The organism is Streptomyces sp. XH2 (genome assembly GCF_049725035.1).
Classification (GTDB): Bacteria; Actinomycetota; Actinomycetes; order Streptomycetales; family Streptomycetaceae; genus Streptomyces; species Streptomyces roseoverticillatus.
Window position 1 is genome coordinate 23208 of the sequence record NZ_JBMMMZ010000014.1, and the last position, 16196, is coordinate 39403.

The following is a 16196-nucleotide window of genomic DNA, read 5'->3' on the forward strand; positions in this document are numbered from 1 at the left end:
CCTCCGGGCTGCGGCTACGGGGCTTGCGCGGGGCGGCGGGCAGGCTTCGGGCTGGGCCGGCTTCCCGGCCGGGGCGGCTTTCAGGCGGGCCGACTTCCCGGCGGGCTGGCTTTCGGGCCGGGGGCGACTTTCAGGCCGGGGCGGCTTCCCGGCCGGGACAACTTCCCAGCGGCCCGGCTTTCGGGCCGGGGCGGCTCTCAGACCGGAGCGGCTTCCCGGCTGCCGGCTTTCGGGCAGGCCGGAGCTGAGGGTTGCGGCCAGCACCCTCGTACGGTGCTGCCGGCCGGTGGGGTCGGGCTCGTCCTGCCTGCGCGGCCCGGCGCGCCCCCCCGCTCAGAGGGCGGTGCGGGTCACCGTCCGGCGTTCCGCCGGAGGCGGTCGAGTTCCTGCCGGGCGCGTTCGGCCCAGGACGGCATGCGCAGGCTGCGGAAGCCGTGCAGCGCGGTCGTGAGGTGGCTCGCGGCGCGGTCGGCGTCGCCGAGCACGGCGTGGGCACTGCCCAGCCAGAGGGCGGTGAGCGCTTCGCCCCGCCGTTCGCCGAGCTCGGTGAAGATCGCCGCGGCCTGGCCGAGCGGGGCCAGGGCCCACATGGCCTGGCCGGGGCTGCCGGGCTCGGCGTGCATGCGGCCGAGGGCCAGCAGGGCGTACGCCTCGCCGGGCCGGTGCCGCAGGGACCGGTACTCGGCCAGGGCCCGGTGCAGGTGGCGGGCGGCCCGTTCGGCGCGGCCGTGGCCGATCTCGGCCCAGGCCAGGAGTTGCAGGACGTCGGCGAGGGCGAGCGGGTGGCCGAGGCGCTCGGCCGTCGCCACGGCCGGTTCGAGCGCGGCGACGGCCTCGGCCTCGCGCCCCTGGCAGGAGAGCGCGAAGCCCAGGCTGCGCAGGGCCATGACGTGGCCGTGCTTGTCGCCCAGCCGGTTCATGACGGCGGCCGCGGAGGAGGCGTCGTCGTGGGCGAGCTCCGCCATGCCCCGGTCGGCGATCGCGAAGCCGCGGTGGATGCGCAGGCGGGCGGCGTGGTGCTGCTCGCCGAGCGCGTCCAGTTGTGCGATGGCGCCTGCGTAGCGGGTCAGGGCGTCGTCCACGCGCCCGCGGACGGCGCTGGCCCGGGCCAGGGAGCCCTGGGCGACCGCGACGGCGACGGGGTCGCCGTCGGCCGCGGCACGGTCGAGCGCGGCGCGGGCGACGTGCTCCCACTCGTCCCACCAGTTGCGCAGGTGGCAGACGTCCTCCAGGGCGGCGGCGAGCCCGGCCGTCTGCGGGCCGTAGCCGGCGCCCGCGGCGAAGCCGACCGCGGTGACCAGGCTCGTGCGCTCGCTCTCCAGCCAGCCGACGAGGTCGCCCGCCGCGCCGGGGGCGTGCCCGCCGGTGCCTCTTCGGATGAGCTGGTCGCCCGCGGCGCGGACGCGGGCGAGCCAGCCGTCCAGGACCCGGGCGACCGCGGCCCGCCGCCACGACTCCGGCTCGTCGGCGAGGGCGCGCTCGGCGGCGTAGGCGTGCAGCAGGTCGTGCATGCGGTAACGGGGCTGCCGCGCTCCGGTCAGGGACTCGATCTGTACGAGGTTGGCGTCGATGAGCGCGTCGCTGGCGCGGTCGGCGGCGAGTTCGTGGCCGGTGCCGGGGGCGGTGGGGTCGGCGAGGGCGGCGGCGAGGGCCCAGCCGGGGAACTCCGGTGCGGGGAGCAGTCCGATGGCCCGGAAGGCGCGGGCGGCGTCGGGGGCCAGGCCGTGGTAGCTGGCGGCGACGCACGTGCGGACGGCGAGGTCGCCGACGGTGAGCTCGGCGAGCACCCCGCGCTCGTCGGCCAGCCGGTCGGCCAGGCGGCGGACCTGCCAGTCGGGGCGGCCGGCGAGCCGCGCCGCGGCCACGCGCAGCGCCAGGGGCAGGCCGGCGCAGGCGGCCAGGATCCGCCCGGTCGCCTCGGGCTCCGCCGCGAGCCGCTGCGGGCCGACGATGCGCCGCAGCAGGTCCTGCGACTCCTCGTCGTCGAAGGGGTCGACGTCGATGAGGTGCGCGTCCGTGAGGCCGGCGAGCCGTGCCCTGCTGGTGACGAGGGCGGCGCTGCCCGGGGTGCCGGGGAGCAGCATCCGGATCTGGGCCTCGTCGCGGGCGTCGTCGAGGAGGACGAGCACCTTGCGGTCGGCGAGCAGCGAGCGGTAGAGCGCGGCCCGGTCCTCGGTCGCCTCGGGGATGGAGGAACCGGGGACGCCGAGGCTGAGCAGCAGGTTGGCGAGGATCGCGCCGGGCGTGCGCTGGGGGCCGCGGGTGCCGTCGAGGTGCAGGAAGAGCCGGCCGTCGGGGAAGTCGGCCCGGAGGTGGTGGGCGAGCCGGGTGGCCAGGGCGGTCTTGCCGACGCCGGGGAGCCCGGTGAGGATCACGACGGGCACGGCGCAGGGCGTGGTGCTGCCGGGCCGTCTCGCGGAGGGCCCGATCAGGGCGGCGACGCGCTCCAGCAGGCGGCTCCGGCCGACGAAGTCGGCGTCGTCGGAGGGCACTTGGACGGTGGGCTGCCAGGCGTCGGCCGGCCGTGCGGGCGGCGCCGCGGCGGCCGGCGCGCCCAGCTCCGGGTCCCTGGTGAGGATCGCCTGGTGGAGTCTGCGCAACGCGTCGCCGGGGTCGATGCCGAGTTCGTCGCGGAGGGCGGTGCGGGCGAGGGCGTAGGACTGCAGGGCGTCGCCCGGCTGGTCGCTGCGGTACTGCGCGGTCATCAGCTTGGCCCACAGCGATTCGCGCAGCGGGTAGCGGGCCGTCTCCGCCCGCAGCGGGCCGACCAGTTCGCGGGGCTCGCCGAGGGCGAGGCGGGCCTCGGCGTGGTCCTCGAAGGCCGTCAGCCGCGCCTCCTCCAGGCGGGCGACCTCGCCGAGCAGGGCGTCGTGGTGCGCCACCCCTTCGAACGGGCTGCCGCGCCACAGCGCCAGCGCCTCCTCCAGGGCGTCGGCCGCGGCACGGTGCTCACCGGCGGCCAGGGCGGTGCGGCCGCGTGCGGCGAGGACCTCGAACCGGTGCAGGTCGGCCTCGCCGGGGAACACCCGCAGGCGGTAGCCGCCGTTGCCCTGGCTCAGCCGCTCCTCGCCGGGGCTCTGGCCGGCTCCCGGCCCGGCGGCCGGGCTGAGGATCTTGCGCAGGGCGGCGGCGTAGCTGCGGATGTTGGCCTGTGCGGAAGCGGGCGGGGCCTCTCCCCACACGGCGTCGCACAGCCGCTCGCCGGAGACGGCGGTGTTGGCGTGGACGAGCAGCATGGCGAGCAGGGTCCGCTGCTTGGGTCCCCCAAGCGGGAGGACCCGGCCGTCCGCGACGGCCGCGAGGGGCCCCAGCACCTTGAACTCGACACGCGTCTGCACCACCGCATGACCGCCCTTCAGCTGTGCAAGATTCGAACATCGGCGAATCCGACAACCATAGGCGTAGTGCAGGGCTTGATCTTCCGCTTACGTCGGGCCCCGGTTGCGCGTGCTTGAGCCGTGCTTCAGCCGTGACGAGGGCTCACATGTTCCCGGCTATGCAGTCCTGGAAGTCCTGGTGAATCCCGGCTATTTCCTCGCGCAGCGCTTCGAGGCGCTGCCTGATCTCCGCGCGCCGTGCCTTCAGCTCGTCGATCTGAGCCTGGTTGACCTGACTCGCGGCCTGCAGCTGCGCGATGCGCTCGTCAACCGCTTTGCCCTCCGCGAGGAGGTGGGCCGCGGCGTTCTGCTTCTTGACAAGATCACGCAGTATGTCGGTGCACGGCATCACGCATCACCCGCTCCGGGCCGACCGCACGGCCGGCTTCCCGTGAAGGGCTCGGACACCTTCATTGTCCGCCGGCCCCCGGACGACGCAACCTCACCCGCGCCCTTCATCGCCCTTGCAGGGCCTTCGCATTGTCACCGAAGCTCCACCCCTTGGAGCCGTCCCAGTTGACCGACCAGGTCATGAGCCCCTTCAGCGCGCCACGGTAGGTGTTCCAGGCCTGCGCCACCAGGCCCGGGGACATGTAACCGCCCCCGGCCCCGGGCTGCGCCGGCAGACCCGGGACCTGCTTGTCGTAGGGGACGCGGATGGTGGTGCCCTGGACGACGAGCCCCTTGTCGAGGCAGTCGGTCTGCGCAGTGAACCCCTTGACCGTGCCGGCGGAGTACGAGTCGCCGGAGCAGCCGTACATACTGCCGTTGTAGTACTGCATGTTCAGCCACCAGAGCCGGCCGTTGTCGGCGTACTTCTTCACGATCGGCAGGTACGCGCCCCAGATCGAGCCGTACGTCACGCTGCCGCCGGTGACGTACGCCGTCTCCGGCGCCATCGTCAGGCCGAAGCCCGCGGGCATCCGGGCGAGCACGCCGTCGATGATGCGGATGAGGTTGGCCTGCGAGGCCGAGAGCGTGGTGATGCTGCCGCTGCCGGTGAGGCCGGTCTCGATGTCGATGTCGATGCCGTCGAAGTTGTACGCCTTCAGGATCGGCACGACGGTTTCCACGAACCGGTCGGCGACCGTGCTGGATCCGAGGTCGATGCCGGCCGCCGCTCCGCCGATCGACATCAGGATCGTGGCCCCTTCGGCCTTGGCCCGGCACATCTCGGCCGGCGTCGCGACCTTCACCGTCGCGTCCATGCCGTCCTCCCACAGGACCGTGCCGTCCGGGTGGATGACGGGGAACGCCGCGTTGATCACGTTGTAGCCGTGGTCGCGGATGCGGGAGTCGGTGACCGGCACCCAGCCGAAGGGCGGGTGCACGCCGTTCGCCGCGCCGTCCCAGTTCTCCCAGTAGCCCTGGAGCACCATGCCCGCGGGCCGCGGCTTGACGGGACAGGTGTCGGCGGCGGGCGCGCCCTCCACCCGCCCTTGCGCGAGTACGCCCTGCGGCGCCTGTACGAGGAGGGCGGCGGCCGCGAGCAGGCCGGCTCCCAGCAGACGCGCCATCCGACCGGTCATGCCCGACCCCCTCGGCGAGGACCCTCGAAAGGAGTCGAACGCTAGAACCGCCCCACCCGGCCGTCAATAGGTCTGGACCAAGTCGGTGCTCAGCAACCGCCGGTTGCCACCGCTGCCCCGGGTTCCCTTCCACTTCGCTGCGCCGCCGCGCACGGGAGCCGCGCGGCGCACCTCCTCTCGCCCCGTCCGCCGGACGTGCTTCCGTGCACCGCACAACCATGGATTGGCGGACCGGGCGGGGTGGACAACATGGTGATGGCTCCTACGTCCCGGCAACTCGTCCCGGAAGGGGTAGGCATGAAGACGGTTGCGTCGATTCCGCTGGCGCCGGGATCGCTGCCGTTCCTGGGCCATGCGCTTCCCCTCGTCCGTGACCCCCTGGCATTCGTGTCGTCGCTGCCCGCCCACGGCGAACTGGTGCGGCTACGCCTGGGCACGCGTTCGGTCGTCATGGTGTGCGATGCCGAGCTGACCCGCCAGACCCTCTTGGAGGACGACGTATTCGACAAGGGCGGGCCGCTGTACGAGCGCATACGCGAGTTGGTGGGTGACGGTCTGGTCTCCTGCCCGCACAGCCGGCACCGGCGGCAGCGCCGCCTCTGCCAGCCGGCCTTCCACCCCGGCCGGCTGCCCCACTACGCATCGGCCTTCACCTCCTCGGCTGAGGCCGCCTCCCGGTCCTGGCACGACGGCCAGGTCATCGACGTCACCACCGAGATGATGGCGCTGACGGCGCAGATCGCGGTGGAGACCATGTTCACCACCGCGCTCTCTCCGGAAGCCGCACAGACGATCATCGCCGACATCAACGCACTGATGGACACCCTTCTCTGGCGGGCGATCAGGCCCTCGGTGCTCGAACGGCTGCCGGGCATGGCGAACCAGCGGTACGACCGGGCCCGGTCCCGTCTCCGGCGCACGATCGACAGCGTCACGGCCGACCGGCGCAGCGCCCCGGCCGACCACGGAGACCTGCTGTCATCTCTGCAGGGCACCGAGGACCCCGGGGATCCCGCCGGCCGGGAAGGATTCGCCGGCCAGGAACTGACCGATCAGATCCTCACGTTCTTCTTCGCCGGAACGGAGACCACCTCCAACACGCTCGCCTGGGCGCTGTACCTCCTCGCCGAGCACCCGGACATCGAGATCCGGCTCGGCTCGGAGACCGACCGCGTACTGAGGGGCGCGACGGCCACGTTCGCGGATCTGCCCGCCCTCGAGGTGGCCCGCCACGTGATCATGGAGACCTTGCGACTGTACCCACCGGCCTGGCTGGTCACCCGGACCGTGGCCGAGGACACCGAGCTCGGCGGGATCCGTCTCCCCGCGGGCGCCGCGATCGCCTTCAGCCCCTATCTCATCCACCGCCGGCCCGGCCTGTACGAGACCCCGGACCACTTCGACCCCGACCGGTGGCGCCGGACCTCGCCCGACCGCGCCGCCTACCTTCCCTTCGGTTCCGGTGCCCGCAAATGCATAGGCGCCCGCTTCGCCATGGCCGAGGCCGTCCTGGCCCTGGTCACCCTCACCACCCGCTGGCGTCTGGTCCGCCTCACCGACCGGCCCGTCCGGCCCCTCGCGAAGTCGACGCTGAGTCCCCGGGGGCTACGGATGCGCGTCACCGCCCGCCAAGCTTGACCAGTAGGGATGACCAGGCATGACACAGGGAGGGGAACCACGTACCACCAGCATCGGGCCGGCCGCGGAAGGGGTCCTGGTAGGAGAGACCCCCGCGGAAGGGACCCCGGAAAGGAGCGCGATGGGCCGTGCCCTGCGGGTCCTGGAGTCGGTGTGCCGGGACGCCCGGCCGCGCGGGCTCAGCGAGATCGCCCGCGAGACGGGCGTGCCGAAGGCGACGACATACCGCATGCTGACGGAACTGTGCGCACACGGCATGGTCTCGCGCTGGGACGACAAGTACGTGCCGGGTGAGCGCTTGGCCGTGCTCGCTTCGGCGCGCGCCGCGCAGCGGGACCAACTGAGCACGCTGCGGGCCACTGCCATGCCCTTCCTCCTCGATCTGTACACGTCCCTGGGCGGCTTTGTGGGCCTGGGCGTGCCCGAAGGCAGGCAGGTGCGGTACGTGGAACGCATCCATGGCCGCCGGCTGCAGTCCCTGGTGTCGGAGGCCGGCGAGAGGGTGCCGGTGCACTCCACCTCCATCGGCAAACTGCTGCTCGCCTTCGACCGTGATGCGCCGCCGGCCCGGCCCCCTCACGAGGAGCTGGAAGCCGAACTCGCGGTGATCCGTCGTACCGGAATAGCTGTCGACCGCCCGGAGCACGCATCCGGAATGCTGACGGTGACCGCGCCCGTTCTCGGCCCGGACCACCGCGTCCTCGCCGGCGTGACCATCGGCGACAGCACGGGCCGGACGGCGCTGAACCGTGCTGCCGACGAACTGCGGCGCACGGCGTTCGCCCTCACTGTCGCCCTGCGCCGGTTCCGTACCGCCCCGCTCCCCCGCTCTCCCGGCCCGACCCCTGACCACCTGAAGCAGGGGTGCGGCAGGGCCGGGAAAGATGGGTGGCGGCGATAACGGCCGACTGTACGACCGCCGTCGGGGTGAAAAGGGACTTGCCGAGCCACAGTTCGGCGAAGTCGTGAGGCGCCGCGTCCAGGAAGGGCACGAGGTACCTATGGGCGGCGGCCGCCGTGCGGGACGGAATAGGTGACCGGGGGCCGGCGAGGGCGTCCAGGGCCAGAATCGCGTAGGCGGTCTCCTCCGGTTGTCCGCCGTCGATTCCCCAGGAGCCGTCGGCGTGCTGGGTCTCGATCAGCCAGCGACGGGTCGCGTCCAGGCCGGGGCCCCCGGATACGGACCCGCTGAGGGCGAAGCTGACGTGGGCAGTGGCGTAATAGGGCGATACATGCCACTTGTCCAGCCAGTAGCCGTCTGCCGTACGGGTGTCGCGGAGGAACCCGATGAGCTTACGGCGCTGCGCCGCATACCCGCCTGGTGAGTGATTGAACGCCTCCAGAAGGCGGGCGTTCACGCTGACCGACGCACCGCGCTCCCCCGGGTAGTGGAAGAAGTGGTCGTCCGCTTCATAGCGCAGGAGGAGGCCGAGCGCGGGCACGACGTCCCTTCCGAGGTGAGGCAGCAGGTTGATGGTCATGGCGGTGGTATCGGCCTCGGGGACGGGGAATTCCCTGCTGAATCCGACCCACCCCCGGCGGTCGAGCTCGCCGGCCAGCGCGCGGAGGTGGATCACCGTGCAGGAGGGGAGCAGACCGGCCCGGCCGAGATGGTAGAGGGACCAGCTGATCTCGAAGGCCTCCATCGGGTGCACCTCGGGCGCCCCGCCGTCGGCCGAGCGGCAGGAGAGTGCGTCGAGGTAGGCAAGCGCTCCAGGGGAGCCCGTCTTCTGCCACAGGGCCGCAGTGGCCGCTGGGGAGCATCCCACCGAGCCCCCGGGCGACTGCATCGTCGTCTCGGCACCCGCAAGCACCGCATCCGGAGCGACCTCCATGCAGTACCGCAACGACGGGGAAGCCGGACCCGTCGCGAAGGCGGCCATTCCGGCAAGTTTGTCCTGACGCAGGGCGTGGATGTCCGGCCACGCGTGCGAGGGGAGTTGCACGCCGTGGGCGCGCAGCTGGCGGGTCAGTTCCGGCACGACGAATTCGAGCCCGATCGGTTCATGTGGCCCGCTCGGACAGCCGTCGGACGCTGACGACCGCAGATACCCGACTCCCCGCTTCAGCGCGTCGGCCACCCAGCCGGACGGGCCGGGCGATGGGCTGTCCGCGTAGTCGACGAGCGCCCGCACGGCCGCCAGCGTGGATGTGAGGCGGTCGACGGGCAGGCCGATCCGCCCTCCCCAGGAACCGTCCGGGCACTGACGGGTTCGCAGCCACTGAAGCGCACGAGGATAACGCGGGGATCCCCCCGGGGAACGGACACGGGATACGAACGCCGTGTTGTAACTGTCCGGGCAAGTGCCCGTGTCACCTAGGTTCGGCATAAGCCGGTTCACCGCATCCTGGACACAGCGAGCGGGCGGCCGGTCCGAGAAGGTCGTCATGGTTCATCTTCTATGTCCCGCACCGCCTTCTGCCCAAGGAGGCGGTTCACTGGGCGAACCGAAGGGTTGCCGGGCCGATGCTGCAACGGCATTCTGCAGATCCCTGCGTCACAAGGACATCGATCGACCGCAGTTGCTTCCTGTCCGGAGAAACGGCCGCTCACGATGACTACGTCTCAGCTCCCTTATCCCGATGGCTGGTTCGTCGTGGCATTCCGCGATGAGCTCCCGGCAGGCCGGATATTGACGCGACGGTTTATGGGCGAGGACGTCGTGCTGTACCGGACCCGTTCCGGCCTGGCGCGGGCAGTGCGCCCGTTCTGCCCGCACCTGGGGGCGCATCTCGGGCACGGCGGCACCGTGGACGGGGAGGACATCGTCTGCCCGTTCCACCGTTTCGCCTATTCTCCCGATGGGACGTGCGTACGCACGGAGTACGGCACACCACCGCCCCGCGCCCGGCTCACACTGCGGGAGGTGCGCGAGGTTGACGGCACCCTGGCACTCTGGCACCACTCCCGGGGGCTGCGGCCGACCTGGGAGATACCCTCTTCGACGCCGGCGGCATTCAGCCCGGCCGGGCACGTCGTGCACACGGTGGTCGCCCACCCCCAGGACGTCATGGAGAACGCCGTCGACACCGGGCACGGCCGGCCCGTGCACCGCATGGACACGGAAGTCCGGCGCATCCGGTGCACGGGCACCACGATGGAGGTCGGTCTCTCGACGAGTCCCGCCGGAATCCGCCGCAACGGCTATCTGGTGGCCAACCAGGTCCACTACGACCTCCGGATTCACGGCCTGGGATGGCTGTCCGCCAGGGCGAGTGTTCCGAAGCTTCGCTCCTTCATCCGCTTCTGGACCATGCCGACCCCCATAGACCCGCGCCATATCGAACTGCGGATCGCCGTGAACGTGGAGGAGGCGGCCGGAATCACCCTGCCGCATTGGGCGACCAAGCTGCTCAGCAAGGCGTTTGCCCCACTGATCAACCGCGACGGGTCCAAGGACTTCCCGATCTGGCGGCACAAGACCTATGTCGAGCATCCCAAATTGACCAAGGGAGACGGTCCCATCATGGAGTACCGCCGCTGGGCCGGTCAGTTCTACAGCGAGGCGGGCTCCTGACCGATCGGTGAGACGGAGGTACGCAGATGCGGCGGCTGAACCGGTTCTTTTGCCCTCTCCCCCTGCGGATGAGCCCCGATGCCGAACGGGCACGCGTCCATACCAGGGCGTGGTGCCAGGAGATGGGAATGGCGCCGACCGAGGAAGCGGCAGGCCTCTGGGACGCCTACCGGGTCGATCTCTGGAGCTCGTGCGTGTGGTGGTACTGCACAGGCGACCTGCTGGACCTGGTCACCGACTGGGGCACCTGGGGCGTCATGCTCGACGACATCCTCGAAGTCAACGACCCGGGTCTCATCCACGAGCCCATCGCCGAGATGAACCTCGTCCTGGACCGCAACGACCCCGACGCGATCGGCGACGACGCCGGCCCCTTCGCCGTGGCCCTCGCGGATCTGTGGCGGCGCACCCAGGAGTACGGCATGTCGCTGCGGTGGCAGCGTCGCGCGGCGAACAGGTTCAGCCGGTTCCTGGACTCCTACGTCCGCGACGCCGTCTACCGCCGGGACGGATACTGGCCCACGGTCGAGCACTACCTCGACAACCGCATGTGGTCGACGGCCTCCCTGGCCAACATGTGCTTCAACGACCTGGAGCACCGCTGCGAACTCAGCGACGCCATCGTCATGCACCCGGTCCTCCACGCGATGCAACGTGCCACGGGTGACCACATCGCCATCGTCAACGACGTCACCGGCGTCCACCGCGAGGCCTCCTGGAACGACCACATCAACGTCGTGCCGCTCATCCAACGCCAGTACCAGTGCTCCCAGGACGAGGCCATCCGGCATGCCGTCGCGATGGCCGATCAGCGCATGCACTCCTTCATGGCCCTGGAGCGCGCGCTGCCCGAGCTCTGTGCCGACCTGGACGTCACCCCCCGGGAACGCGAGTGCATCGGCCATCTGACCCGGGGCCTGCGCTCCTGGCTGAGCGGCAACGTCGAGTACCACCTCATCTCGCCGCGCTACGAGGAACGGCCCCGCCCCGCGGGGCGGCACACCGCCGCCTGGATCGCCGCGTGACGGCCGCCTCGCGGTCCGCGCGGCGGCGGTTCAGGGGCTGACCGCCAGCACCACGTACGCCGCCAGGAGCGAGAGGTGGAGCCCGCCCTGCAGCGGGGTGGCGCGCCCGGGGATCACCGTCAGGGTGCCGACGGCGACCGTCAGGGCGAGGAGCACCATGTGCGTGGCGCCGAGGCCGAGGACGAGCGGGCCCTCCAGCCAGACGGAGGCGACCGCGACCGCGGGAATGGTCAGGCCGATGCTGGCCATGGCCGAGCCGAGGCCGAGGTTGAGGCTGGTCTGGACGCGGTCGCGGCGGGCGGCGCGCAAGGCGGCGATGGTCTCGGGCAGGAGGACCAGCAGGGCGATGACGACGCCGACGACCGAGGCCGGCAGGCCGGCGGCGGCCACCGCGGACTCGATGGTCGGCGACACCCCCTTGGCGAGGCCGACCACCGAGACCAGGGCGACCCCGAGCAGGCCGAGGCTGGTCAGGGCGGCCCGGGCCGAGGGCGGTGCGGCGTGGTGGTCGTCGGTGTCGATGACCTCGCCCTCGGCGGTCACCGGCAGGAAGTAGTCGCGGTGCCGCACGGTCTGCGTCGCGACGAAGAGGCCGTAGAGGATGAGCGAGGCGGCCGCGGCGAAGACGAGCTGGGCCGTGGAGAACCTCGGGCCGGGCGTGCTGGTGGTGAAGGTCGGCAGGGCCAGGCTCAGCCCGGCCAGGGTCGCCACCGTCCCGAAGGCGGCACCGGTGCCCTCCGCGTTGAAGACGGCGACCCGGCGTCTGAGCGCACCCACCAGGAGGGACAGGCCGACGATCCCGTTACAGGTGATCATCACGGCGGCGAAGACCGTGTCGCGCGCCAGGGAGCTGCTCTTGTCACCGCCGTCGGCCATGAGTGTCACGATGAGGGCCACCTCGATGATCGTCACCGCGACGGCGAGGACGAGCGAGCCGAACGGTTCGCCGACCCGGTGGGCGATCACCTCCGCGTGGTGCACGGCGGAGAGCACCGCACCGGCCAGGCAGCAGCTCACCAGGGTCACCGCCGCCGGGGACAGCGACCGCCCCCAGGTGAGGGCCAGCACCACGGCGGCGAGCACCGGCACCAGGACGGGCCAGCGCGCGGCAAGCAAGCGGAACCGATGGCTCATGGGGACAAGCTTCGCAGATCGCCCGTCAGATGCCCGCTCACCGGGGTGCTTCCGGATTCCCCGCCCAGCCGGGCACGGCTGTCCTCTCCCAGCGGGGCGCGGCTGTCCTCGCCCCCGCCCAGACCGCGGCTGGTAGGGCTGGACGGGAGCGGCGTGCGGCCTCACCCGAAGATCTGCACCGTCGGATGATCGGAGAAACACCCGTCACCCGGACGAGGCATGACGAAGAACCGGACGGAGCCTCACGGAGAACCGGGCGGGGCCCGACGGAGAACCGCACGGAGCCCCACGAAGAACCGCACGAGGTCCGGCGAAGAAGGCGGGATACGACGAAGGAGGGGTCGTCCGCGCGGTCGACCCCGCCGTCTCACGTGTGGGGCTAAGGAGAATTGAACTCCTGACCTCCTGCATGCCATGCAGGCGCTCTACCAACTGAGCTATAGCCCCTTGTTCAGATGTTTCGCTTTGCCGCCCGGTTTCCCTGGCGACGCAGACAATATTACACGACGGCAGCAGCGCCATTGACGCCGTTTTTCGCACCGTGCCGGACGCTGCGCACCGCCCCGAGGGCACGCGACCTGACGGCTGCTCCGTAAGCGTGACAGCACCCGGCACCGGAGCCCGGGTGACCGATGTGGCAGGTGTGCAGGGAGGTCACCGAGAAGGTAAGCAGGACACATGCCCCTTCTGCGCAGGCGGTCCGGCCACGGACGACACCGGCCGCGCGCCGGCCGCCCGCTCGTCGCCGTGCCCCTGGGGCTCATCGCCCTGGTCGTGGTGGTCGACCTCCTGACGCCCCCCAACATCCACCTGGGCCCGCTCCTGGTCGCCGCCCCGGCCATCACCGCGGCCATCGGCGGGCCCATGCTCACCGGCGTCATCGGAGCCCTCGCGGTGACCGCCCAGGTCGTGATCGGCATCTTCCACGGGGGCCTGGAGACGCCGAACCACCAGGCCCAGATCGCCGCGCTGCTCCTCATCTCGGTCTTCCTCGTGATCTTCCGCCACTCCCGGGCCCAGCACGAGCAGCAGCTGAGCCAGGCGCGCTGGGTGGCCGAGGTGGCCCAGCGGGTGCTGCTGCGGCCGGTCCCGCCTCGGCTGGGCCCGCTGCGGATCGCCTCGCTCTACGTCGCCGCCGAGGCCGAGGCCCGGATGGGCGGCGACCTGTACGCCGCCGCGCGGACCGAGCACGGCACCCGGGTCATGATCGGCGACGTGCGCGGCAAGGGCCTCCCGACGATCGGGGACGCCGCCTCCCTCCTCGGCGCCTTCCGCGCGGCGGCCCACCGCAATCCCCCCTTGCCCCGGCTGGTGGCGCACCTGCAGAACGCCACGTACTGGGACATGGCCGAACCGCAGGAGGGGCCGGCGACAGGAGAGGGCTTCATCACCGCCGCGATCCTGGACATCCCCGACCACCAGCCGGTGCTCCGGCTGATCAACTGCGGACACCCGCCCCCGCTCGTCCTCAGCCGCGGCGAGGTGACCACCCTGACGGTCGCCGACCCCGCCCTGCCGCTCGGCCTCACCGGCGGCCTGACCGAGGAGGACTACGCGTCGGAGTCCTTCCCCTACCGCCCGGGCGACGTCCTCCTCCTCTACACGGACGGCGTCATCGAGACCCGGGACGCCGACGGGCGCTTCTACCCCCTGGCCGACCGGGTCGCCGGCTGGCGGGAGACCGACCCGGACGGGCTGGTCCAGCACCTCCACCGCGACCTGCTCGCGCATGCGGGCGGGTCGCTGGACGACGACGTCGCGGTCATGGCGATCGAGCGGCTGCCGCAGGAGTCCGCGTGAGGTGCGCGGGATGGCGGGATGGTCGTAGGGCTGCCACCGGACCAAGGCCGGTCCGACCGATCTCCGCTGAGCCCGCGGCCGGTCCGGCACCGTCGGTCAGCCGCGTCGTCGGTCAGCCGCGTCGTCGGCTTCTCGCCGTTGCGGCGGAAGGAGACCGTCCGCCGCAACCGCGGCAAACCACCACGGCGAGGCCCCGGCGGCAGATGCGGCCACAGCGATCGGCCTCCGCCGTGAACCGCCGGGCCGGCCCTAACGGCACCGGCGCCTGTAGTAGGCGTACGTCAGGGCCGGCACCAGCGGGCCCCACAGGACGAACAGGCCGCTGACCGTGGCGGCCGGCACCCGCCACCACACGCTGGTGTACGCGACGTCGGAGAACCCCGCGATGCCGAAGACGCAGAGCACCCAGTCGGCCGGCAGACCCGTGAGGAACAGGCCGCCGAGCGCCACGGGCACGATCGCCGCGAACGGCGGGACGCGCCTACCGCCGAGCAGCGGGATCCAGCGGGGCACGACCTCGCCCCACGGGCGCACCAGGCCGCGGCAGAGCAGCGCGGCCGCCTCCGACAGCAGGCTGAGCGCGCCGACGTAGGCCACCCCGGCCCACCGGGGCCACGTCTCGGGCTCCATGTCCATGCCCATCATGAAGCCGAACCCGATGGGCAGCCGCCACAGGCACACGGGGAGGCCGAGCAGGGGAAGGAGGCACGCGGTCCGCTCCGCCCAGAGCGGCACGGGCCGTTCGGTGCCCGTGTTCACCGTCTTCACCGTCGCTGAGGTCAATGACGTCGTCGTGCTGGTCCTCGTGCTGGTCGCCATGCGACGACTGTCCCGGCCGCGCGCCGCAAAAGGATCATGCGGGAGTACGGTCCGTCTCCGCCGTGCGGTGGAGCGCGGCGAGCGCGCCGCAGGTCAGCGCCGCCAGTGCCGCTGCCGCGGCGAGCAGTACGGGCATGCTCCACCACCGCGACAGCAGGGCGAGGGCGTACGGCGTGAGCATGCCGAGGTAGGCCGCCGTCCAGAACAGCGAGGTCACCATGGCCAGCCGCTCCGGCGGCGCGGCCGCGGCGGCCTCGGTCAGGCCGAAGGACAGGGCGAGACCGTAGCCGGCGCCCAGGAGGGCCGCCGCCACGAGTGCGAGTCCCGGCCGGGCCCCCGCGGCGGCGGGCACGGCGAGCCCCAGCCCGGCCGTGATCACGCCGAGGCCGGCCGCCCCGGTGGCCGTGCGGTGCCGGGCGGCCAGTCGCCGGGCCAGCGGCTGTACGAGCAGACCGCTGCCGGGGACGACGGCGGTCGCGATGCCCGCGTAGACGGTGCGCCACCCGGCCAGACCGCCGTCCACGAGGCCGGGCAGGGTCGCGAAGCCGACGGCCGGGGCGGCGAAGACCCACGGCGCCAGCGGCAGGACGGCACGCCGGAAGCGGCGCCAGTCGGGTGCGGCGGCGCGGTGGGGTGCGCCGGCGGCGGCCCCGGAGTGCGTCCGGTCCGTGCGGCGGCCCGTCTCGGGCGCGCCGTGGGCGACCGCCCAGGCGACCGCGGCCAGGACCACGTGCGGAAGGTAGGCGGTCGCCATCGGGTACGGCAGCCACTGGGCGATCAGCGCGGCCACCAGCCCGCCCGAGGCGAAGCCCGCCGATACGAACAACCCGGCGCGCCGGGCGGCCGTCCCCGCCGCCGCGTCCGGTGCGTACGGCGGGCAGGACAGCTCTTTGACCCAGGCGCTGCCGGCCGCCAGGAGGGCGCCCGCGCTGATGCCGGTCAGGAACCGGCCGGGCAGGAGCAGGCCCGTGGCGGCCGAGCCCGCCATCAGCAGGCAGGACGAGAGCAGGTTGACGGCCAGGGCGGTCAGCGCCACCGGGCGGCGCCCGCGCCGGTCGGCCAGCGGCCCGCCCAGCAGCAGGCCCGGGACCAGGCCCACGACGTACACCGCGAACAGACCGGTGACCGTGGACTCGGACAGGCCGAGTTCGGAGCGGTAGGCGCCGAGCAGCGCGGAGAACTGGTTCGCGCTCCAGCCGGAGGCGGTCATCATCCAGCCGGTGCGCAGCCACGGGCGGTTCCCGCCCGCCGGGCGCGCGTCGGGGCCGGGCGGGCGGGAAGCGGACGTTCGCCGCTTCTTCGCCACAGAAGCGTTTGTCACAGAGGTACTCACGCCACCCAGTCCTACGGGCCCCG

12 protein-coding genes and 1 tRNA gene are annotated in these 16196 nt (G+C 72.5%); 5 read left to right on the forward strand and 8 right to left on the reverse strand.

What is annotated here, in order from left to right:
- Positions 1-350: 350 nt before the first annotated feature.
- The 3 genes from ACOTKD_RS27225 to ACOTKD_RS27235 all read right to left on the reverse strand — a co-directional run bounded on the left by ACOTKD_RS27225 (position 351) and on the right by ACOTKD_RS27235 (position 4906).
- Positions 351-3341 carry an AfsR/SARP family transcriptional regulator gene (locus ACOTKD_RS27225; RefSeq protein ID WP_424891621.1) on the reverse strand — a complete coding sequence of 997 codons (2991 nt, stop codon included), beginning with the start codon at positions 3339-3341 and terminating at the stop codon, positions 351-353.
- 139 nt (positions 3342-3480) lie between these two features.
- On the reverse strand, positions 3481-3726 hold the full coding sequence (locus ACOTKD_RS27230; RefSeq protein ID WP_424891622.1) for a hypothetical protein: 246 nt from the start codon (positions 3724-3726) through the stop codon (positions 3481-3483).
- A 106-nt stretch (positions 3727-3832) separates the two neighbouring features.
- Positions 3833-4906, reverse strand: a complete 1074-nt coding sequence (locus tag ACOTKD_RS27235; protein WP_424891623.1) for a chitinase — start codon at positions 4904-4906, stop codon at positions 3833-3835.
- 297 nt (positions 4907-5203) lie between these two features.
- Between ACOTKD_RS27235 and ACOTKD_RS27240 the strand changes: the two genes are divergently transcribed.
- Both ACOTKD_RS27240 and ACOTKD_RS27245 read left to right on the forward strand, forming a co-directional pair.
- Positions 5204-6544, forward strand: a complete 1341-nt coding sequence (locus tag ACOTKD_RS27240) for a cytochrome P450 (protein ID WP_424891624.1) — start codon at positions 5204-5206, stop codon at positions 6542-6544.
- Between the two features lie 121 nt (positions 6545-6665).
- Entirely contained in the window at positions 6666-7445 is a 780-nt protein-coding gene (locus tag ACOTKD_RS27245; RefSeq protein WP_424891625.1) for an IclR family transcriptional regulator, read from the forward strand.
- Here ACOTKD_RS27245 and ACOTKD_RS27250 read toward each other — a convergent pair.
- The gene (locus ACOTKD_RS27250; protein WP_424891626.1) at positions 7330-8526 is read right to left on the reverse strand and encodes a hypothetical protein; all 1197 of its coding nucleotides are present in this window, start codon (positions 8524-8526) and stop codon (positions 7330-7332) included. The genes ACOTKD_RS27245 and ACOTKD_RS27250 overlap by 116 nt on opposite strands.
- Before the next feature lie 573 nt (positions 8527-9099).
- Between ACOTKD_RS27250 and ACOTKD_RS27255 the strand changes: the two genes are divergently transcribed.
- Entirely contained in the window at positions 9100-10062 is a 963-nt protein-coding gene (locus ACOTKD_RS27255) for a Rieske 2Fe-2S domain-containing protein (RefSeq protein WP_424891908.1), read from the forward strand.
- Between the two features lie 128 nt (positions 10063-10190).
- Positions 10191-11087, forward strand: coding sequence for a terpene synthase family protein (locus ACOTKD_RS27260; RefSeq protein ID WP_424891627.1), 897 nt, complete (start codon positions 10191-10193; stop codon positions 11085-11087).
- A gap of 30 nt (positions 11088-11117) precedes the next feature.
- On the opposite strand, the gene ACOTKD_RS27265 is transcribed toward ACOTKD_RS27260, so the two are convergent.
- Together ACOTKD_RS27265 and ACOTKD_RS27270 are read right to left on the reverse strand one after the other, a co-directional pair.
- On the reverse strand, positions 11118-12221 hold the full coding sequence (locus tag ACOTKD_RS27265) for a calcium:proton antiporter (RefSeq protein ID WP_424891628.1): 1104 nt from the start codon (positions 12219-12221) through the stop codon (positions 11118-11120).
- Positions 12222-12595: 374 nt separating this feature from the next.
- Positions 12596-12668 (reverse strand) — tRNA-Ala (locus ACOTKD_RS27270).
- Between the two features lie 231 nt (positions 12669-12899).
- On the opposite strand from ACOTKD_RS27270, the gene ACOTKD_RS27275 reads away from it, so the two are divergent.
- Positions 12900-14021 carry a PP2C family protein-serine/threonine phosphatase gene (locus tag ACOTKD_RS27275; protein ID WP_424891629.1) on the forward strand — a complete coding sequence of 374 codons (1122 nt, stop codon included), beginning with the start codon at positions 12900-12902 and terminating at the stop codon, positions 14019-14021.
- Positions 14022-14270: 249 nt separating this feature from the next.
- Here the strand turns inward: ACOTKD_RS27275 and ACOTKD_RS27280 are convergent, their stop codons facing one another.
- Positions 14271-14840, reverse strand: coding sequence for a hypothetical protein (locus ACOTKD_RS27280; protein ID WP_424891630.1), 570 nt, complete (start codon positions 14838-14840; stop codon positions 14271-14273).
- Between the two features lie 34 nt (positions 14841-14874).
- Positions 14875-16146 (reverse strand): MFS transporter, encoded by a 1272-nt coding sequence (locus ACOTKD_RS27285; protein WP_424891631.1) that lies wholly within the window; start codon positions 16144-16146, stop codon positions 14875-14877.
- Between the last annotated feature and the right edge of the window lie 50 nt (positions 16147-16196).